Genomic DNA, 20,706 nt, shown 5'->3' with positions numbered 1-20,706 from the left:
CGGGCGTCGTGCGCCGGCGCCCGCAGCAAGCAGATCCGTTAGCCGCGCTCGCCTTCTAGCTTGAACACGCTGACCAGTTGAGCGAGCCGCGCAGCCTGCTCGCGCAACTCGGCCGCCGCCGTTTCCGCATCGACGACGATCGTCGCATTCTGCTGCGTCGCCTCGCCGATCTGCGTGACCGCCCGGTTGACCTGCTCGATGCCGCCCGACTGCTCGCGCGACGCGACGTTGATCTCGCTCATGATCGCGCGGACCTGACCGACCTGAGTGACGATTCCCTGCATCGTCGCGCTCGCTTCTTCGGCGATGCGAAAACCGCTGTCGACGTTCGCGCCCGACGCCGCGATCACCCCCTCGATCTCCTTCACCGCGGCCGCGCTGCGCTGCGCGAGCGCGCGCACTTCCGACGCCACGACCGCGAAACCCTTGCCGTGCTCGCCCGCGCGTGCCGCCTCGACGGCCGCGTTCAGCGCGAGGATGTTGGTCTGGAAGGCGATGCCCTCGATCACCGTCGTGATCTCGGCGATTTTTTGCGACGAGCGGCCGATCTCGCCCATCGTCGACACCACGCGTTCGACCGCGCGGCCGCCTTCGAGCGCGGCGTCGGCGGCTTGCGTGACGAGCGTGTTCGCTTCGGTCGCGTTATCAGCGTTCTGCTGCACGGTCGATGTGATCTGCTCCATGCTCGCGGCAGTTTCCTCGAGGCTGCTTGCCTGGGTCGCGATGCGCATCGCGATGTTGCCGCTGCCGGCGGCGATTTTCTCGGTGCCCGCCGACATGTCGGCCGACGCGTTGCGCACCTGCGCGACGATGCGCGCGAGGCCTTCGCCGATGCCGTCGATCGCCTGCATCAGACGGCCGATCTCGTCGGCGCGCGCGCGGCCGTGTGCGAGGCGCACGCTCAGATCGCCCGCGGCAAGACGCTCGGACGCCCGCGCAGCTTCGTCGAGCGGACGGCTGACGAGCCGCCGCACCGCGATGAGGAACACGATCGCGAACAGGCCTACCAGCGCGAGGCCGACCAGCAGGAACGCGTTGCGGGTGCGCACGACGTCGGCCATCACTTCGTCGCGCGGCGCGACGCCGCCGACGAGCCACTGCCACTCCGGCACCGTGACGAACGACACGAACTTGTCGCGCGCGTCGCTCTCGCCGAGCGTCGCGTCGGCCGAGCGGTAGTCGAGCTCGCCCTGCTTCATGTCGAGCATGCGCTGATACGGTGCGTTCGCGTCGTCGGCTTTCTGGCCTGCGGCGGCCGGATGCACGAGCAGCTTGCCGCGCTCCGCGCCGCTCGACGCATCGAGCACGAAGTAATAGCCGCTCGTGCCGATCTTCAGCGCGCGGATGCCGTCCTGGACCGACTGGATCTCCTTGTCCACGTCGACGCCGACGAACAGCGCGCCGATCACCCGGCCGCTCGCGTCGGTGATCGGCTTGTACTGCGTGATCATGCGCTTGCCGAACAGCGGGGCGAGGCCGGTGTACGTGCGGTTCGCGAGCAGAGGCGCATACGCGGGCCCCTTGCGGTCGAGCAGCGTGCCGATCGCGCGGGTGCCGTCCTGCTTCTTCAGCGACGTGGTCACGCGCACGAAATCGTCGCCGCTGCGCGCAAAAATGGTCGCGATCGCGCCGCTGCGTTGGAGGAACTGGTCGGGAATCGTGAAGTCGAGGTTCAGCACCTTGTCGCCGGCTTTGAAAGTCGGCGTCGCGGTGCCGCCGATGTCGACTTTCTGCGTGTCGTCGAGCGAGAAGTCGGCGGGCAGGAAGCTCGCGAATAGCGCCATCGACCGATCGACCTCGGCCGACAGCGCCTGGTCGAACAGCGCGATCATCGCGGCGATCGAGCGGTCTTTTTCGGCGATGCGCGCGAGCACCTGGTCGCGCACCTGGTCGCCGGCGGCGCGTGCGAGCGCCCACGCGAAGGTGCTGAAAATTACCGCGACCAGCACGCACGAGAGCACGGCAAGCCGGGCGCCGACGCTGGCGCGGCGCGAGAAGAGTGAGTTCATGGGCAGGCGTGAAATGGGGATTAGGCGATGCTCGTCGGGCGTGGCCGCGATCGGGCATCGATTGACTTGTTTACGGCTCGGAGAGGGCGGGCTTGAGGGTGAATGTAAGCCGGCCGTAACAGGTCGAAAGGGGCCGCAGCGGGCCCCAAAAAGGACGAGACGGAAGGCGGGAAGGGTGTTCTTCGCTACTCAACGCGCCTGATCGACGGTGCGACCGCGCGCTGTGCGCCACGTCCGCAGCAGCAGCGCATTGGTGACGACGCTGACGCTCGAAAACGCCATCGCCGCGCCCGCCAGCATCGGATTGAGTAAGCCGAACGCGGCCAGCGGAATGCCGATCAGGTTGTACACGAATGCCCAGAACAGGTTCTGCTGGATCTTGCGCCAGGTTCGGCGCGAGATGTCGATCGCATCGGCGACCAGCGCCGGGTCACCGCGCATCAGCGTGATGCCGGCCGCGTGCATGGCGACGTCGGTGCCGGTCGCCATCGCAATGCCGATGTCAGCGGCGGCCAGTGCGGGCGCGTCGTTGATGCCGTCGCCCGCCATCGCTACGATGCCGGCGTGGCGCATCTTCAGGTCGCGGATCACCCGGGCCTTGTCGTCGGGCAGCACCTCGGCGTGAAATTCGTCGATGCCGAGCGCCCGCGCGACGCTCGCCGCACTGCCGTGGTTATCGCCGGTCACGAGTACGCTGCGGATGCCCATTTGCGCGAGCCGCGCGACGGCCGCGCGCGCGGTCGGCTTCACCGTGTCGCCGAACGCGATCAGCGCGAGCGCTTCGGGGGAGTCCGGCGCACGCGTCATCAGCCACGACACCGTGTTGCCCGCCGCTTCGAGTTCCTGCGCGCGCGCGGTGAGCGCGGCCGGCAATGCGATGTCGAGCTCGCGCAGCCAGCGCGTGCTGCCGAGCGCGAGGGTGCGGCCGTCGACGTCGGCTTCGACGCCCCGGCCGGCGACGGCGCGAGCGGCGCTGGCGGTTGGCCCGCCGGGTTCGCCAGCGATTCGCCCGAGTTGAGCCTCGTACGCGCGCACCACCGCCCGCGCCAGCGGATGATCGCTATGCCGCTGCACCGCCGCCGCGAGCGCGAGCGCTTCGTCGCGGCTCGTGCTGCCGACCGGCTCGAACGCCGTCACTGATGGCTGGCCGAGCGTCAGCGTGCCGGTTTTATCGAACGCGACGATCGACACGCGATGCGCGACTTCCAGCGCTTCCGCGTCCTTGATCAGCACGCCGTGGCGCGCGGCGACGCCGGTGCCGGCCATGATCGCGGCGGGTGTCGCGAGTCCAAGCGCGCACGGGCAGGCGATCACCAGCACCGCGACCGCGTTCAGGATCGCGGTTTCCGCGCCCGCGCCGGCGATCAGCCAGCCGATGAGGGTCAGCGCGGCGAGCGCGAGAATGGCCGGCACGAAGATTTCGCTGACGCGGTCGACTAGGCGCTGGATTGGCGCCTTCTCGGCCTGCGCGCTTTCGACGAGCCGGATGATGCGCGCGAGCGTCGTCTCCGCCCCGATCGCGGTGGTCGTCACTACGAGCGCGCCTTCGCCGTTGATCGAGCCGGCCGTGACGGCGTCGCCGGTCTGCTTCGGCACCGGCAGGCTTTCGCCGGTGATCAGCGCTTCGTCGATATGCGTGCGGCCTTCGAGCACTGCGCCGTCGACCGGCACGCGCTCGCCCGGCCGGACGATCACGATGGTGCCGACCCGCACCTGCGCGAGCGGTACCTCGCGTTCGCCGGCGCCGTCGCGGATGCGCGCGCGCTCGGGGCGCAGCGCGTTGAGCGCCCGGATCGCGTCGGTGGTCTGGCGCTTCGCGCGCGCCTCGAGCCATTTGCCGAAGCGCACCAGCGTGATCACGACCGCCGATGCCTCGAAGTACAGATGCATCGTGTCGCCCCGATGCAGAGCGAGTTCGTAGACGCTGATGCCGTACGCCGCCGACGTGCCGAGCGCGACCAGCAGGTCCATGTTGCCCGCGCCGGCGCGCACCGCGCGCCAGGCGGCGCGATAGAAGCGCGCGCCGAACACGAACTGCACGATCGACGCGAGCACGAACTGCGGCCACGCCGGCAGCATTGCGTGCAGGCCGAACCATTCGCCGAACATCGGCGCGACGAGCGGCAGCGTCAGCAACGCGGACGCGACCACGCTCGCGAGGTCGCGGCGGATTTGAATCTGCTTGCGGTCGACGGCCGGGGCGTGCGTCGTGTCGAGGATCTCGCTGACGTCGCCAGTCGAGGCGGCCGTCGCTGCCGTCGGCTCGGCGGGAGCGACAGCAGCGGGCGGTGCGCTGAGCGTCGCTTCGTAGCCGGCTTTCCTGACGGCGGCGATCAGCGCGGCGGCATCGGCGGATGCGGTGCCTTGCGGATGAACGGTGGCGGTTTCGGTCGCCAGATTGACCGACGCGCGCACGACGCCAGGCACCTTCGCGAGCGCCTTTTCGACGCGCAACGCGCAGGCGGCGCAGGTCATGCCGCCGATCTCCAGTTCAGTGGTCAGCGGCGTGTCGGCGGGTGCCGCGGCAAGCGGCGCGATTGTCTGTTCGGCGACATCGGAGTTAGCGACCGGCGTTGCTTCATATCCGGCCTTGCGCACGGCATCGGCCAGTTGCTGAGGCGCGAGCGTCGCGTCGCTTTCCACGCGGGCGCGCTCGGTCGCGAGATTCACCGATGCGCGCGCCACCCCCGGCAGCTTGGTCAGCGCTTTTTCGACGCGGCTCGCGCACGACGCGCAAGTCATCCCGCCGATGTCGAGTTCGACGACGCGCGTAAGTGAAGGGGAAGCGGCAGCGTCGGCGGGGCGCTGCGGGTTGGCAAGTCCGGTCATGGCAGGCAAGGCTCGTGGCGGCATCGGGCCGCATGGTGAAGCCAGTATCGACCTTCCCATGATGGGAAGGTCAAGGCCGGATTATGCGCTCGCCGTCAAAACGCCGGCGGCGCGTCGAGCATCGCCTGTCCGACCGCTTTCTGTTGATCGCCGTCGCGCGCGAGCAGCGTTTGCGCCGCGCCGCGCCGGTCTTCGGCTGCCTTGTTCTGGCCGAGCTTCCATTTGCCGACGAGCCGCGTCACCTCGATTTCGATACCGACGATCGCGCCGAGCATCTGCGCGATGTAGTCGGCCGGCGCGTCGCCCATCTTCCACGGCACCGGCTCGCCGGCTTCCATCTTGCGCGTGAGTCGCGCGACGAGGCCCCGCAGGAACGATTCATCGTCATGCACCACGATCCTGCCATGTGCATGTACGACCATATAGTTGTAGGTCGGCACCTGCTTGTGCGTTTCGTGTTTGCTCGGGTACCAGCTAGGCGAAATATAGGCGGTGGGCCCCTGGAAGATTACGAGCGCTTCGGGATGAGTCGCGGCTTCCTGCCAGACCGGGTTCGCCCGCGCGACGTGCGCGCGCAGTACCAGCCGTGACGAATCCGCCGCGTCCGCCTGCGCCTCGAACGGCAAATGATTCGCGTCGAGCCCATTGGGGCCGTGCGTAATCAGCGCGCCGAAAGAGTGCTCGGCGATCAGGCGGTGAAGAACCTCTGGACGGTTCTCTTCGAAATGGGCGGGCATGTACATTGAAACGCTCCGAATGCAGGACGACGAAAGAGTAGGGGCAATCGGCAAAAAGGCGGATCGACGGATTCGCGAATCAAAAAAGCGTCGCGCGTTCGCGCGAGCCGTTGGCGCGGGAACATAATGTGGCAGCGACGCTGGATGCTCCCTCGGGTAGCCGCCTGTGCGCCGCTAGCTGCAATTCCCTGCTTTGTGCTTGCCTGGCTAGCAAGGATACGATACAACGCGAGGTTGTCGGAATCGCAATCCGCGGACTCGCTGCGCAGTGTTTCGGGAGAACCGCGCATGCACGTGGCGCTGCACACCGGCATCTCCTATAGGACTGCACGCTCCGCACTCTGAACGAATGATAAAAAATCTCCGAGAACTGTTTTTGCTGCAACGAACCTGTGTTTCGCTCGCGGGTCTCGCACTGCTGGCCAGCTGCGCGTCGACCCCCATCGCGACGCAACAAAGCAACGGCTGGGTCAAGGACGAAGTCGCCGACTCGTACGTATTCGGCTATCCGCTCGTGCTGATGAGCGCCGCGCGCGATGCGGCGGTCGGCACAGAGCCGGGCCAGGCGCCGTTCAACACGCTGCGTCACGCGCAGGCGCTGCCGCCGATCGGCGCGACCAACCCGCCGCAGCCGAGCCTCGACACGCTCGACTCGACCGGCTGGCTCGACCTTGCAGCCGAGCCGGTGATCCTGGCGCTACCTGATTCGCATGGCCGTTACGTCGATGCGCGCGTGCTCGACATGTGGACCAACGTCGCGTGGTCGACCGGGCCGCAGTTCGCCACGGGCACGGGCACTGCGAAGGGCCTGCGCGCGCAGACGATCGCGTTCGTCGCGCCGGGCTGGAAGGGCGAGCTGCCGAAGGGCGCGACGCGCGTCGAGGTGCCGACCCGCAACGCCTGGATCAGCGTGCGCATCCAGTCGAGCGGTGCGCGCGATCTGAACGCGGTGCGCAAGCTGCAGCGCGCGATCCGTCTGGAGCCGTTGAGCGTGTTTGTCGGCGACGCGGAGCCGGCGGTGCCGCCGCGCAGTTACGCAAGCAGCGTGGCGGGCCCGAGCGGCACGCCGGCGCAGCAGGTCGCCGCGCTCGACGCAGGCGGCTTCTTCGGCCGTCTTGCCGATGCGTTGCCTGACAATCCGCCGACACCGGCCGATCCGCACGCGCTCAAGTTCCTCTCCGACCTCGGCGTGACGCCGGGCGATCCCGTGAAGCTGCCGAAGTCATCGGCTGTGCTCGCGGCCGGTCTCGCCGAGGGTCGCGAGCGCGTCGCGACACCGCCGTCGAATCTGCTGAGCGCGAATGGCTGGAGCTGGCTCGGCGACGGCGTCGGCAACTATGGTCCCGACTACGCATTGCGCGCGTATGCGGCGAGCGCGCAGTTGGGGATCGGCACGAAGGATGACGAAGTACGCGCGGTCGTCACGCAGGACAGCGACGGCAACACGCTGAACGGCGCGAATCGCTACGTGATCCACTTCGCGGCGAACCAGTTGCCGCCGGTGCGCGGATTCTGGACGATCACCGCGTACACGAAGGATGGCGCGCTGAGCGAGAACGCGCCGGCGCGGCTCGCGGTTGGCGATCGCAATGGCGCGCGCCGCAATCGCGATGGTTCGCTCGATGTGGTCGTGTCGTCGACGCGCAGCCGCACCGGCAACTGGCTGCCCGCACCGCGCGCGGAGATGCAACTGGTGCTGCGCCTCTATGCGCCGAAGCCGCAAGCCACCGACGGCAGCTGGCAGCCGCCGCCGGTCGTGCGGCAATGATGTGAACGGCGCGCGGGCAAACCGCGCGCCGCCGTCCGGTGTCGTTATCTAACGCTCGCGATAATTTCTGCGCGGGAAAACCGGTCGGTCAGCAGCACGATTCGTCAAGGTGGGCCTGACATTCCTGTCTAACCATTGATTCAAGACTTATACTGCCGCTTGCGGGATCTCTGTTTTTCGCGGCGGGCTTGCCGCCGCCTTCCTCCACATCGAGCATGGCAAGCCTCAATAAAGCATCGTTAGCCTCCTCCATTCAGACTGTGCGCGCAGTCGCGCAGTCGCACCGTACGCGGCGAATTCTCGTCGGTTTGTTGATCTTCGTCGTCGTGTTCGGCCTGCTCGGCTTTTTCGCGGCGCCGCCGCTGATTCGCCATATCGCGAGCCAGCAACTGAGCAAGCAGCTCGACCGGCCGGCGTCGATCGGCCGCATCGCGCTCAATCCGTACACCCTGCGTTTCGAGGCCGACAACGTGCATATCGGCGAGCGCGGCGGCGCGGGTGACTTCGTCGATATTTCGCGGCTCATCGTGAAGCCGTCGTGGAGTTCGCTGTTTCGCGGCGCGCCGATCGTCGACGAAGTGCAGGTCGATTCACCGCGCTTTCATCTCGTTCGCCTCGATGCACAGCATTTCAATTTCAGCGACCTGATCGAGAAGTTCGCGAATCAGCCGGCAAAACCGAACAGCAAGCCGACGCAGTTCTCGGTGTCCAACATTCGCGTCGAAAACGGCCAGGTCAAGTTCGACGACCGCGTGCTCGGCACGAGTCACGTGATCGATGAATGGAAGCTCGGCATTCCGTTCATCGCGACGCTGCCGTCGAAGACCGATATCTTCGTCGAACCGCTACTGCGCGCGCGCATCGACGGGGACAGTCAGCTCGCGATCGACGGCAGGACCAAGCCGTTCGCTGCGTCGCGCGAGTCGGAAGTGTCGCTGCGCTTCGACGATCTCGACGTGCCGAAGCTGGTGTCCTACGCGCCGTCGAAGCTGCCGGTGATCGTGCAGTCGGGCAAGCTGTCCACCGACCTGAAGCTGAACTTCGTGATGGCGAACGACACGCCGTCGCTGCGGGTGGCCGGCACCGTCGACCTGAACGGCGTCGACGTGCAGGATCAGGGCAAGGCCCCGTTCTTCGCGGCGCGCGCCGTGCATGTGGCGGCGGCATCGCTCGAGCCGTTGAAGAGCGTCTATCACTTCGACGATATCCGCATCGACGCGCCGAGCGCGAGTCTCGCGCGCGACAAGAACGGTGTGTTGAGCGTCGAGCATATGTTTGCGCCCGCGCCGGGCAAACCGGCGGCAAAGGAAACCGCGGACACCAATGCCAAGCCCAAAGCCGCCGCCGCCGAAAAAGCGGCCCCGCCGTTCGACGTCGCGATCAAACGTTTCACACTCAACGACGGCACTGTGAACGTACACGACGAGGCCGCGTCCCGTCCGGTCGAAGCCGGTCTGCAAAATCTCGCGGTCACGCTGACCGATTTCTCGACGCTCGCGTCGGCGCCCGCGCATTACACGCTGAACACGAACCTGAAGGACGGCGGCGGTTCGCTCGCCGCCGACGGCACGGTCGGCCTCGCGGCGAAGACGGCGAGCGCGAAGCTCGATCTGAAGTCGCTGAAGCTGCCGCCGCTGCAGCCATATCTCGACACCGCGACGTCCGCGCAGGTGCTCGACGGTGCGTTGTCCGCGACGACGAATATCGACGCGAACTGGTCGAAGTCGCCCATGGCGCTGACGGTCGCGGACACGAAGCTGGACATGCAGAAGGTGAAGCTCGCGGCGCGCGGCGACAAAACGCCGGTGATCTCGCTCGCGCAGGGCAACGTGGTGGTCAAGCAGGTCGACGTCGCGGCGCGCACGGCCGACGTGACGAGCGTCGACGCAACCGGCCTCGCGGTCGACGCGCAACGCCTGAAGGACGGCACCATTAATCTGAACTCGCTCGCCGGGGCGCATGAACAGGCGACGGAGCGCACGGCGATTCACGCGGCGAAAAAAGCGCAGGCCGAGGGCCCGGCATGGCGCTACAAGATCGGCGAATTGACGCTCAAAGACGCGACCGCCGAGTTCACCGACAACACGACGCCGCAGCCAGTCAAACTGAGCTTTACGCCGGTGCAGCTGAAGGTGCAGCAGATCAGCGACGACCTGAGCCGACCGCTGCCCGTCGACCTGCAGGCGACGTTGAACAAAAAGGGCACGCTCGGCGTAAAGGGCGACGTCACCGCGACGCCGCTGAAGCTGGCCGTCAAGCTCAACGCGAACCAGCTCGACGCGGCCGCGTTCGAGCCGTACTTCGGCAGCAAGCTGAACGCGTCGCTCGCGAGCGCGCTGCTGAATGCGAATGGCGATCTCTCGGTCAGCCAGGCGAAGTCGCTGAAGGCGAACTATCGCGGCGACATGGCGCTCGTCGCCGTGCGGCTGATCGACAAGGCGACATCCGACCTGTTCGCGGGCTGGGGCTCGCTTGCGCTGACGAACCTGAAGGCCGATTACGACGAGCACGGAGGGACCGTGGTCGACGCGGGGCGGGTGACGTTCTCGAAGTTCTATGGCCGCGTGCTGCTCGACGCCCAAGGCAAGCTGAACCTGAAGGATGTGGTCGCGCACGAGGGCGGTACGACGCAGTCGCTGACGCGCAGCAAGAGCGGCTCCCACCCGATTCCGCTGACGCCCGAGGCGGTGTCCGAAGCCGTCGCGGCGTCGGCGCCGACGCCGGTCGGGGCAGCATCGGCTGCAGCGGCGGGCAAGGCAACCACCACGCCTGTGGTCACCGCCACGGCCGCGACGCCGCCACAAAATCCGCTCAAGATGCACTTCGGGCAACTGGTGTTGCAACAGGGCCGCGTGACTTACACCGACAACTTCATCAAGCCGAACTACACGGCGAACCTCGTCGACATTCAGGGCACCATCGGCGCGTTCGGTACGGAATCGACCACGCCCGCACCGGTCGACGTCGCCGCGAAACTCGCGGCCAACGGTCCGCTCACGATTCGCGGCACCGTCAATCCGCTGATCGCGAAACCGGCGCTCGATCTGACCGCGACCGCACACGACATCGAGCTGACCAACCTGACGCCGTATTCGGCGAAATACGCAGGCTATCCGATCACGAAGGGCAAGCTCAACGTCGATCTGCACTATCAGCTTGCGAACGACCAGTTGAACGCGAACAACCACCTGTTCATCGATCAGCTGACCTTCGGCGATCACATCGACAACGACACCGCGACCAAACTGCCGGTGCGTTTCGCGATCTCGCTGCTGAAGAACTCGCGTGGCGAGATCGACGTGAACCTGCCGGTGTCGGGCTCGCTGTCGAACCCCGAGTTCAGCATCGGCGGGCTGATCTGGCATGCGGTGCTGAATCTGCTCGAGAAGGCGGTGACCGCGCCATTCTCGTTGATTGCGCATGCGTTCGGCGGCAGTGGCGAGGACCTCGGCTATGTCGAATTCGAGGCCGGCTCGGCCACGCTCACCGACGCCGACAAGCAGAAACTCGACACGATCGTGAAGGCACTCACCGACAAGCCGTCGATCCGCATGGACCTGATTGGCCGCGTCGATCCGAAGGTCGACGAGCCGGCGCTGCGCACGCGATACGTCGATCAGATGGTCAAGCGGCAGAAGATCAAGGATACGGTGGGTAACGGCGAGAGCGTCGATCCGTCGACGGTCACGGTCGATCAGAAAGACTATGACAAGTATCTGACCAAGGCCTACAAGTCCTCCGACTTCAAGAAACCGCGCAACTTCATCGGCATGACGAAGACGCTGCCCGACGACGACATGAAGAGCGCGCTCGCGGCCAACGCGCCGATCGACGACGCGAGCCTGCGGCAGCTTGCGCAGCAGCGCGCGCAGAGCGTGCAACAGTACCTGGAGGGCAAGATCGACAGCAGCCGCGTGTTTATCGTCGCTCCGAAGATGAATGCCGACGATATCAAGGACAAGGGTGCGACGACGCGGGTCGATTTCGGCTTGAAGTGATGGTGGCGGGCACCGAACCCTGCACGCCCTTCGCGGACTAGGTGCGGTCCCGTCGAGTTGGGCACCAGAAAAACAAACGCGCCGGACATTGCGTACCGGCGCGTTTCATACAGGACACGTCTTCAGACGTATCTATCAGGACCGTTCAGTCCTGCGGGATGCTCGCTGGCTCTTACCGAAGCCACGCGAGCGGCTTACATAGCAGTGGTCAGAGTCAGTATTCAAAGGCATTCCCTCCAAGGTGAAGTTGAGCATAGCATTCAGCTTGCGTTGTATCAGGAGGACACGTCTCACGGGGCGCCGCAGCCAAGGGACGGCGTGCGGCCGTCATATGTGCGCTGTGCACGAGCGCGGCGCTGACGCCCGGGGTGAGACGCATCCCACACACGTCTTCTCATGATCGAAGACGCCCTCGGCGGCTACTCCAACTACCTCAACTGTTTGCCGCCTCAAGGAAAATGTAAGGTATTTCCCGCGAAGAAGAAATTGGGCAGGTTGTCGCGCGGCATGTTGTCGTGATGCCGAACTTCGCGTCAGGTTCGAGTCCCTTCCGCATCCTGCTTGGCACGCTGCGAAGAACCAAAAAAAAGCCCGACCTGAGGTCGGGCTCCAAAGTCGGCTGCGCCCTCCACAGGACGCAGCCCCTGCAAAACAGCGAGGCTATATTCGTTGCCGCGGGGTTTAAGCAGCCAGCAGCGAGCGCAGCACGAACGGCAGAATCCCGCCGTGCTTGTAGTAGTCCACTTCGATCGGCGTGTCGATACGCAGCAGCACCGGAACGCGCTTGTCGCCGTCCTTGCCGTGGATCACGAGCGTGACTTCCTGTTGCGGCTTGAAGTCGTCACCGAGGCCTTCGATGTCGTACGTTTCTTCGCCGGTGATGCCGAGCGACTGTACGCTATCCGAGCCCTTGAACTGCAGCGGCAGAACGCCCATGCCGACGAGGTTCGAACGGTGGATCCGCTCGAAGCTGCGTGCGACCACGGCCTTCACGCCCAGCAGCTGCGTGCCCTTGGCCGCCCAGTCGCGCGACGAACCCGTGCCGTATTCTTCGCCCGCGAAGACGATGGTCGGCGTGCCGGCGTCGATGTACTTCATCGCCGCGTCGTAGATCGACAGCTGTTCGCCGCTCGGCTGATGAATCGTCAGGCCGCCTTCGACGCGCGTGCCGTCCGCCTTCGCCGGGATCATCAGGTTCTTGATACGGACGTTCGCGAACGTGCCGCGCATCATCACGTCGTGGTTGCCGCGACGCGAGCCGTAGCTGTTGAAGTCGGCCTTCTGCACGCCGTTTTCCTTCAGCCAGCGGCCTGCCGGCGAGTCTTCCTTGATCGAGCCTGCCGGGCTGATGTGGTCGGTCGTGACCGAGTCACCGAAGATGCCCAGCGCGCGTGCGCCCTTGACCGGCGCGATGCTGGAAGCCGGCGTCATCGAGAAGTCCTTGCCGAAGAACGGCGGCTCGGCGATGTAGGTCGACTTCGGCCAGTCGTAGACCTGACCTTCTTCGCCCTCGATCTTGCTCCACAGGTCGCCCTTCTTCGTGAGCTGCGAGTAGTTCTTGCGGAACGCGTCGGCATCCATCGCGTACTTCAGCAGCGCGTTGACTTCGTCGCTGGTCGGCCAGATGTCGCCGAGGTAGATGTCCTTGCCGCCCTTGCCCTTGCCGACCGGCTCGGTCATCAGGTCGCGCGTGATGTTGCCGGCGATCGCGTATGCGACGACGAGCGGCGGCGACGCGAGGAAGTTCGCGCGGATATTCGGGTGGATACGCGCTTCGAAGTTACGGTTGCCAGACAGCACCGCTGCCGCGACGATGTCGTTCTTCGTGATTGCCTCGTTCAGTTCCGGCGTCAGGTCGCCCGCGTTGCCGATGCACGTCGTGCAGCCGTATGCGGCCAGCGTGAAGCCGAGCTTGTCGAGGTACTTCAGCAGGTCGGTCTTCGTCAGATACTCGGTGACGATGCGCGATCCCGGCGCCAGCGACGTCTTGATGTGCGGCGCAACCGTCAGGCCAGCCTCGACAGCCTTCTTCGCGAGCAGACCGGCGGCGAGCAGCACGCTCGGGTTCGACGTGTTCGTGCACGACGTGATCGCGGCGATCAGCACGTCGCCGTTCTTCACGTCGACGCCGTTGCTCGTCGTGTATTGCGCGTCGAGATCGGCGGCCTTTTTAGCGAAGCCGTTTTCAGAGACCGGCTTCGAGAACAGGTCGGTGAAGGTCGACTTCACGTGGCCGATCTCGATGCGGTCCTGCGGACGCTTCGGGCCTGCCAGCGACGGCGCGACCGTGGCGAGATCCAGCGTGACGACCTTCGTGTAGTCGATGTCGCCATCGGCCGGAATGCCGAACAGCTCCTGCGCCTTGAAGTAGTTTTCGAACGCCGAGATTTCCGCGTCCGTGCGGCCCGTGCCGTGGAAGAACTCGATGGTCTTTTCGTCGACCGGGAAGAAGCCCATCGTCGCGCCGTATTCCGGCGCCATGTTGCCGATCGTCGCGCGGTCCGGCACCGACAGCGAGCGCGTGCCTTCGCCGAAGAACTCGACGAACTTGCCGACGACCTTCTCCTTACGCAGCAGTTCGGTGATCGTCAGCACGAGGTCGGTTGCGGTCACGCCTTCGATCAGCTTGCCCTTCAGGTGCACACCGACGACGTCCGGCGTCAGGAAGTACACCGGCTGGCCGAGCATGCCTGCTTCGGCTTCGATACCGCCCACGCCCCAGCCGACCACGCCGATGCCGTTGATCATCGTGGTGTGGCTATCCGTGCCGACCAGCGAATCCGGGTAGTACACGGTGTCCGCGCCGTCGGCCTTCTTGTGCACGCCGCGTGCGAGGTATTCGAGGTTCACCTGGTGAACGATGCCGACGCCCGGGGGCACGACCTTGAACGTGTCGAACGCCTGCATGCCCCACTTCATGAACTGGTAGCGCTCGTTGTTGCGCTGGAATTCCAGCTTCATGTTCAGGTCGAGCGCGTTCTTCTCGCGGAAGTGGTCGATCTGCACCGAGTGGTCGACGACGAGGTCCACCGGCACCAGCGGCTCGATCGACTTCGGATTCTTGCCGACAGCCTTCGCGACGCCGCGCATCGCGGCGATGTCGGCGAGCAGCGGCACGCCGGTGAAGTCCTGCAGCACGACGCGCGACACGACGAACGGAATTTCATCGACGCGCGCCGCGTTCGGCTTCCAGTTCGCGAGTTGCGTGACATGTTCTTCGGCGATTTTCTTGCCGTCGTAGTTGCGCAGCACCGATTCCAGCACGATACGGATCGAGACCGGCAGACGGTCGATTTTGAGGTTCAGAGCCTTGCCGAGTTGCGGCAGGGAGTAGAACTTGCCTTTGCCGGAACCGCTGTCGAATTCCTTGAGCGTTTTGTGGAGGTTGTGGGCCATGGTGTTTTCCTTGGTTTGGATCGCGGAACTACAGTACTCAGCCTAGATGACGTAAAGATCGACGTATTCATTGACCGGCGTCGCTTCGAGCCTGGCCTGGTCGAGCGATGCGTCGAGAATCGCGAGTTGTTGCTTGACCGGAAAGCGCCGCGCGAGGTTGGTCTTGAACTTCTCGACCAGCAACGGAATACCGTCCTCGCGGCGGCGCTTATGACCGATCGGGTATTCGACTACGACTTCCCCGAACTTCGACCCGTCGTTGAATTCGATCGTCAGTGCATTGGCGATCGAACGCTTCTCCGGGTCGTGATAATCCTTCGTGAACTGTGGATCTTCCACGCATTCCATTTTCGCGCGCAACGCATCGATACGCGAGTCCTGCGCCACTGAATCTTCGTAATCGGCGGCAGTCAGACGGCCGAAAATCAGCGGCACCGCGATCATGTACTGGATGCAATGATCACGGTCGGCCGGATTGTTCAGCGGGCCTTTTTTATCGATGATGCGAATCGCGGCTTCGTGCGTGCGGATCGTCACGCGGCGAATGTCTTCGATGCGCCGGCCCTGTGCGGCGAGCTGCGCATGCAGCGCGAGCGCGGCTTCCGCGGCGGTTTGCGCGTGGAACTCGGCCGGAAACGAGATCTTGAACAGCACGTTTTCCATCACGTACGAGCCGTACGGACGCTGGAACCGGAACGCGTTGCCGTTGAACAGCACGTCGTAGAAGCCCCACGTTTTTGCGCTGAGCACCGACGGATAGCCCATCTCGCCGGTCTTCGAGATCAGCGCGAGGCGCACGGCGCGCGAGGTGGCGTCGCCAGCGGCCCACGATTTGCGCGAACCGGTGTTCGGCGCATGGCGGTAGGTGCGCAGCGCGTGCCCATCGACGAGCGCCTGCGATACCGCGTTGATCAGCTCGTCGCGCGTGAGGCCGATCAGCTGGCCGACCACCGCGGTCGACGCGAGCTTGACGAGCAGCACATGATCGAGCCCGACCTTGTTGAACGAGTTCTCGAGCGCGATGCAGCCTTGAATTTCGTGCGCCTTGATCATTGCGATCAGGACGTCTTTCATCGTCAGCGGCGCTTTGCCGGCTGCGATGGCGGTACGCGAGAGCCAGTCGGCCGTCGCGAGAATACCGCCGAGGTTATCGGACGGATGGCCCCATTCGGCCGCGAGCCAGGTGTCGTTGAAATCGAGCCAGCGGATCATCGCGCCGATGTTGAAGGCGGCCTGAACCGGGTCCAGCTGGAACGACGTGCCCGGCACCTTCGCGCCGTTGGGGACGATCGTGCCTGCCACGATCGGTCCCATCAGCTTGGTGCAGGCCGGGTAGGTAAGCGCCTCGAGTCCGCAACCGAGCGTGTCGATCAGGCAATGACGCGCAGTTTCCAGCGCGAGCGCGCTGTCGATCCGGTAATCCAGCACGTAGTCGACGATATCGACCAGGACAGCGTCCGGGGCGGGTCGTACGTTGGAGATCGGGGCGGACATCGGGGGCTTCCCTGGCGGCGAAAATCAGTTGCCGGTCTTGTTGATCGCGTTCGATTGCGTTGCAGCCGGCGCGCCCTGTTCCATCGCGACTGTCTTGCACTCGTCGGCGAGACGCGAGCTGTCCTTGTCCTGGAACAGCATGGCCTTCGTCGGGATCACGACGAGGTCCATACCGGTTGCTGCGTCGTGGAAGCGATCGGCGCCCGTCGTGGTCGCTTCGCGCGGCAGGTTGTAGTTTTTGTTCGCCCAGTGAACCGTGACGATCTGGTCACGCTTCATGTCGCCTTTCATTTCGAAAGCCAGACCGTCCTTGCACGACCACTTTTCCGACCCTTCCGGGATCGGATCGACCTTCGCTTCCTTCACCGGATTTGCCTTGCGTTTGACCAGGCGGCGCGGCTCCGGGCGCTTGGCGACGGCCTTCTTCGTGGTGGTGGTGGCCGTGTCCGCAGCAGCGGCGTCAGTCGCGACGGTCAGCATCGTCGTAGACAGGGCGCCAATCATGGCGGCGATCATCAGCTTTTTCATGGAGAAAACCTTTCTATCAAAATCAGTTAAACAGTGCGCGGACGACCGGTCCGGCGGCCGCGCGGGCTGAACTGCACGCGCTGTGGAGCGCACAGCGACCGCTATTTTCTCCTATTTAGCGGCACGTACTTTAAATTCTCGGGTCCGGTGTAATTTGCGCTCGGCCGGATGATCTTGTTGTCGACGCGCTGTTCGATGATGTGCGCGCTCCAGCCGGCCGTACGCGAGATCACGAACAGCGGCGTGAACATCGCGGTCGGCACACCCATCATGTGATACGACACCGCGCTGAACCAGTCGAGGTTCGGGAACATCTTCTTCGCTTCCCACATCACCGATTCGAGGCGCTCGGCGATCGAGAACAGCTTCATGTTGCCCGCTTCCTTCGAGAGCTTCTTCGCGACTTCCTTGATGACCTTGTTGCGCGGGTCCGAGATCGTGTAGACCGGATGGCCGAAGCCGATCACCACTTCCTTGTTCTCGACGCGGCGGCGGATGTCGGCTTCGGCTTCGTCGGGCGTCTGGTAGCGCGACTGGATGTCGAACGCGGCTTCGTTGGCGCCGCCGTGCTTCGGGCCGCGCAGCGCGCCGATCGCGCCGGTGATCGCCGAATAGATGTCCGAGCCCGTGCCCGCGATCACGCGGCCCGTGAAGGTCGATGCGTTGAACTCGTGCTCCGCGTACAGGTTCAGCGATACGTGCATCGCATCGACCCACGCCTTCGACGGCTCGACGCCATGCAGCAGATGCAGGAAGTGGCCGCCGATCGAATCGTCGTCGGTTTCGACCTCGATGCGCTTGCCGTTGTGCGAGTAGTGATACCAGTACAGCAGCATCGAGCCGAGCGAGGCCATCAGCTTGTCGGCGATGTCGCGCGCGCCGGACAGGTTGTGATCGTCCTTCTCGGGCAGCACCGTGCCGAGCACCGACACGCCGGTGCGCATCACGTCCATCGGATGCGCGGCGGCCGGAATCCATTCGAGCGCGGCCTTCACGTTGGCGGGCAGGCCGCGCATCGACTTCAGCCTGGTCTTGTAGGCGGTCAGTTCGGACTGGGTCGGCAGCTTGCCGTGAACCAGCAGGTAAGCGATCTCTTCGAATTCGCACGCCTCGGCGATGTCGAGAATGTCGTAGCCGCGATAGTGCAGATCGTTGCCGGTCTTGCCGACCGTGCACAGCGCGGTGTTGCCCGCGGTCACGCCCGACAGCGCGACGGATTTTTTCGGTTTGAAGCCGCTTTGCGTTTCGTTGCCGCCTGTTGCGTCAGCGGCTTGCGTCGTCTCGCTCATGTTCCGCCTTCTCCTGTGTGCCGGCTCATCGCTGCTGCCGTTTGAAAAACGCGTCGCTTATACCACTGACTGTCCGTTAGCGCCCACTCGCGCAAAGAGCGGCGCCGCTTCTTGCGGAACAGCGCGGCCGGTGCTCTGCGCGCGGCGCAGCACCGACCAGTAATAGCGGTAGCTCGCGCGGTCGTGCAGCGTATCACCGTGACGTGTCGGGCCCCAATGCGCGGACTGCGCAGCCAGCAGGATTTCGGTCGCGGTCGTGATCTCTTCGTCGCGCGGCGCGAACGCGGCGACGATCGACTCGATCTGCGCCGGATGAATGCTCCACATGCGCGTGTAGCCGAATTCATTGCGGGCGCGCTGCGCGTCGTTCGCGACCACGCTCATGTCGCGCACTTCGGTGCTGACGTTGTGCGACGGCACCTTGCCATACGCATGGCAGGCCGCCGAAATCTCGAGCTTCGCGCGCCGCACGAGCGGATGATCGAATTGGCCCGGCGAGCGCATCGCGGTATCGGGGATCGCGCCGTCGTGCGCGGAGACGAAGTCCATCAGGCCGAAGCTCAGCGCCTCGACGCCCGGCAGCGCGGCCAGTTCGAACACGCGCGTGAGCGCGCCGTGGGTTTCGACCAGCAACTGCACCGGCACCGGCTGCGCGATGCCGAGCTCGCGCCGCGTCGCCTCGATGAACGCGAGCATTTCGGCGGCATCGTGGACGTTGCGGATTTTCGGTAGCGTGATGTAAGCGGGTGCACGCTTTGCGGCGCGCAGAATCAGGCGCACGTCGTCGCGCCAGTGCGCGTGAGCGAAGTCGTGGATGCGCACGCCGACGCGGCCGAAGCGGTCGTGCTCGCTGCCCAGCAGCGATGCGACCAGTTCCGCGTGCTCGGCCTCGCGGCCGACCTGTGCGCCGTCTTCGCAATCGAGCGTGATATCGAACACCGGGCCGAGTTGCTGCTGTAACGCGAGCGACTTCAGCATCAGCTTTTCGCTTCCCGCGTAGTGGTCGCAGGCGGGCAGCACAGCGGGCGGCGCTTCGCCCTCAAACAGCACTTCGGCGGGTGTGAGAACGCGCATCTTCGGCGTGTGGGGCGTGGTGAGGATTGGGAATGTCGGATTCGGGCGCGCTCTGCGCGAGCATAGTCGGGCGACGGCAAAGCACGTTCGAATCAGAGACGAATGGCGACGATCGCAGCGCCATTCGCACGAAAAAAACCGGAACCCGCCGCGCTGACGCTTCGGAGTTCCGGTTCATCGGCATCAGATCAGATGCTTAGCCGAGCAGGTGCTGAACGCCGTCGCGCTCTTCCAGCAGTTCCTGCAGCGTGGCGTCCATCTTTTCGCGCGAGAACGCGTCGATTGCCAGACCTTCGACGCGCTTGTACTCGCCGTTTTCGCAGGTCACGGGCACGCCGTAGATGATGTCTTCGGGGATGCCGTACGAGCCGTCCGACGGGATGCCCATCGTGACCCACTTGCCGTTGGTGCCGAGCACCCAGTCACGCACGTGGTCGATCGCAGCGTTGGCCGCCGATGCCGCCGACGACAGGCCGCGCGCTTCGATGATCGCCGCGCCGCGCTTGCCGACAGTCGGGATGAACGTGTTGCGGTTCCATTCTTCGTCGTTGATCAGCTTGGTCAGGTCTTGACCTTCAGCCGTTGCGACGCGGAAGTCCGGGTACATGGTCGGCGAGTGGTTGCCCCACACTGCGAGCTTTTCGATCGACGCGACCGGCTTGCCCGACTTGGCCGCCAGTTGCGACAGCGCGCGGTTGTGGTCCAGACGCAGCATCGCGGTGAAGTTCTTCTTCGGCAGATCCGGCGCCGACTTCATTGCGATGTACGCGTTCGTGTTGGCCGGGTTGCCGACCACCAGAACCTTCACGTCGCGGCTGGCAACTTCGTTCAGCGCCTTGCCCTGAACCGTGAAGATTTCGGCGTTGGCCGACAGCAGATCCTTACGCTCCATGCCCTTCGAACGCGGACGCGCGCCGACGAGCAGTGCAATGTCGGCGTCCTTGAACGCGACCTTCGGGTCGTCCGTGATCACGACGCCCGACAGCAGCGGGAATGCGCAATCATCCAGTTCCATCACGACGCCTTTGACGGCGGCTTGCGCTTGCGGCAGATCGAGCAGTTGCAGGATCACCGGCTGGTCCTTGCCGAGCAGGTCGCCATTGGCGATGCGGAACAGCAGGGAGTAAGCGATTTGACCTGCGGCGCCGGTGACGGCAACGCGCTTTGCGGGCTTAGCCATTGAGAAATCTCCAGGACGATGCGTTAGACGCTAGGGAAAACGCCATTCTATATGCGCGTTCAGCGAAGCGTTATGAAACACGGCGGAATTCACTGTTCGCGTGCGGGCTCGGAATGTGCCGAGACCGGGCGGCGCGTTGCGGCAAGACCGCCGTGCCGGAAATCCGTACTACCGAGCGGGACGGGATGGTCCAGGGCTGACGCCGGGCCGGGCCGCGATTGCACGGTGCGGGCTCCTGCAAACAGCGCGTTTCGGCGAGTGTCGGGCCAGCGGCTGCAACACGGATACAGCACGCGAATGCAACGGATGGCGGCGAATCGAAACCTGGACTGCGTAGGGGACGGCATGGTGCAGAGTGGCGGCCGGAGCGTCGCGGCACTGCATCAAACAGCTGCCGCAAAATC

General features: G+C 65.0%; 11 protein-coding genes. 2 read left to right on the top strand and 9 right to left on the bottom strand.

What is annotated here, in order from left to right; translation table 11 throughout:
• Window positions 1-38: 38 nt before the first annotated feature.
• The 3 genes from VSR82_RS06035 to VSR82_RS06025 all read right to left on the bottom strand — a co-directional run bounded on the left by VSR82_RS06035 (window position 39) and on the right by VSR82_RS06025 (window position 5,581).
• A complete protein-coding gene (locus VSR82_RS06035; protein ID WP_410848764.1) occupies window positions 39-2,009 on the bottom strand; it encodes a methyl-accepting chemotaxis protein in 1,971 nt (656 codons plus the stop codon).
• A 189-nt stretch (window positions 2,010-2,198) separates the two neighbouring features.
• The gene (locus tag VSR82_RS06030; protein WP_429456399.1) at window positions 2,199-4,838 is read right to left on the bottom strand and encodes a heavy metal translocating P-type ATPase; all 2,640 of its coding nucleotides are present in this window, start codon (window positions 4,836-4,838) and stop codon (window positions 2,199-2,201) included.
• A 95-nt stretch (window positions 4,839-4,933) separates the two neighbouring features.
• The gene (locus VSR82_RS06025) at window positions 4,934-5,581 is read right to left on the bottom strand and encodes an FMN-binding negative transcriptional regulator (protein ID WP_410848766.1); all 648 of its coding nucleotides are present in this window, start codon (window positions 5,579-5,581) and stop codon (window positions 4,934-4,936) included.
• A 343-nt stretch (window positions 5,582-5,924) separates the two neighbouring features.
• Between VSR82_RS06025 and VSR82_RS06020 the strand changes: the two genes are divergently transcribed.
• Window positions 5,925-7,343, top strand: a complete 1,419-nt coding sequence (locus VSR82_RS06020) for a DUF1254 domain-containing protein (RefSeq protein WP_429456401.1) — start codon at window positions 5,925-5,927, stop codon at window positions 7,341-7,343.
• 215 nt (window positions 7,344-7,558) lie between these two features.
• A complete protein-coding gene (locus tag VSR82_RS06015; protein WP_429456403.1) occupies window positions 7,559-11,341 on the top strand; it encodes a DUF748 domain-containing protein in 3,783 nt (1,260 codons plus the stop codon).
• 681 nt (window positions 11,342-12,022) lie between these two features.
• Here VSR82_RS06015 and acnA read toward each other — a convergent pair.
• From acnA to VSR82_RS05985, 6 genes are all read right to left on the bottom strand, one after another.
• Window positions 12,023-14,737: an aconitate hydratase AcnA gene (acnA, locus tag VSR82_RS06010; RefSeq protein ID WP_368584182.1), complete on the bottom strand. Its 2,715-nt coding sequence runs from the start codon at window positions 14,735-14,737 to the stop codon at window positions 12,023-12,025.
• A 42-nt stretch (window positions 14,738-14,779) separates the two neighbouring features.
• Window positions 14,780-16,231, bottom strand: a complete 1,452-nt coding sequence (locus VSR82_RS06005) for a bifunctional 2-methylcitrate dehydratase/aconitate hydratase (protein ID WP_429456408.1) — start codon at window positions 16,229-16,231, stop codon at window positions 14,780-14,782.
• A gap of 24 nt (window positions 16,232-16,255) precedes the next feature.
• On the bottom strand, window positions 16,256-16,759 hold the full coding sequence (locus VSR82_RS06000; RefSeq protein WP_013092926.1) for a hypothetical protein: 504 nt from the start codon (window positions 16,757-16,759) through the stop codon (window positions 16,256-16,258).
• Window positions 16,760-16,860: 101 nt separating this feature from the next.
• Window positions 16,861-18,048 (bottom strand): bifunctional 2-methylcitrate synthase/citrate synthase, encoded by a 1,188-nt coding sequence (prpC, locus tag VSR82_RS05995; RefSeq protein ID WP_429456412.1) that lies wholly within the window; start codon window positions 18,046-18,048, stop codon window positions 16,861-16,863.
• Between the two features lie 57 nt (window positions 18,049-18,105).
• On the bottom strand, window positions 18,106-19,122 hold the full coding sequence (locus tag VSR82_RS05990; RefSeq protein WP_368584179.1) for an HpcH/HpaI aldolase/citrate lyase family protein: 1,017 nt from the start codon (window positions 19,120-19,122) through the stop codon (window positions 18,106-18,108).
• A gap of 196 nt (window positions 19,123-19,318) precedes the next feature.
• On the bottom strand, window positions 19,319-20,302 hold the full coding sequence (locus VSR82_RS05985) for a malate dehydrogenase (RefSeq protein ID WP_013092929.1): 984 nt from the start codon (window positions 20,300-20,302) through the stop codon (window positions 19,319-19,321).
• Window positions 20,303-20,706: the final 404 nt, after the last annotated feature.

The organism is Burkholderia sp. JPY481 (assembly GCF_038900515.1).
Classification (GTDB): Bacteria; Pseudomonadota; Gammaproteobacteria; order Burkholderiales; family Burkholderiaceae; genus Paraburkholderia; species Paraburkholderia youngii.
The sequence above is the reverse complement of the archived record's forward strand: the minus strand, read 5'-3'. Positions and strand labels throughout refer to the sequence as shown.

Coding starts and splice junctions, on each gene's coding strand:
- VSR82_RS06030 (WP_429456399.1), bottom strand. CDS start 4,838: ATGACCGGACTTGCCAACCCGCAGCGCCCCGCCGACGCTGCCGCTTCC.
- VSR82_RS06005 (WP_429456408.1), bottom strand. CDS start 16,231: ATGTCCGCCCCGATCTCCAACGTACGACCCGCCCCGGACGCTGTCCTG.
- VSR82_RS05990 (WP_368584179.1), bottom strand. CDS start 19,122: ATGCGCGTTCTCACACCCGCCGAAGTGCTGTTTGAGGGCGAAGCGCCG.
- acnA (WP_368584182.1), bottom strand. CDS start 14,737: ATGGCCCACAACCTCCACAAAACGCTCAAGGAATTCGACAGCGGTTCC.
- prpC (WP_429456412.1), bottom strand. CDS start 18,048: ATGAGCGAGACGACGCAAGCCGCTGACGCAACAGGCGGCAACGAAACG.
- VSR82_RS06000 (WP_013092926.1), bottom strand. CDS start 16,759: ATGAAAAAGCTGATGATCGCCGCCATGATTGGCGCCCTGTCTACGACG.
- VSR82_RS06020 (WP_429456401.1), top strand. CDS start 5,925: ATGATAAAAAATCTCCGAGAACTGTTTTTGCTGCAACGAACCTGTGTT.
- VSR82_RS06025 (WP_410848766.1), bottom strand. CDS start 5,581: ATGTACATGCCCGCCCATTTCGAAGAGAACCGTCCAGAGGTTCTTCAC.
- VSR82_RS05985 (WP_013092929.1), bottom strand. CDS start 20,302: ATGGCTAAGCCCGCAAAGCGCGTTGCCGTCACCGGCGCCGCAGGTCAA.
- VSR82_RS06035 (WP_410848764.1), bottom strand. CDS start 2,009: ATGAACTCACTCTTCTCGCGCCGCGCCAGCGTCGGCGCCCGGCTTGCC.
- VSR82_RS06015 (WP_429456403.1), top strand. CDS start 7,559: ATGGCAAGCCTCAATAAAGCATCGTTAGCCTCCTCCATTCAGACTGTG.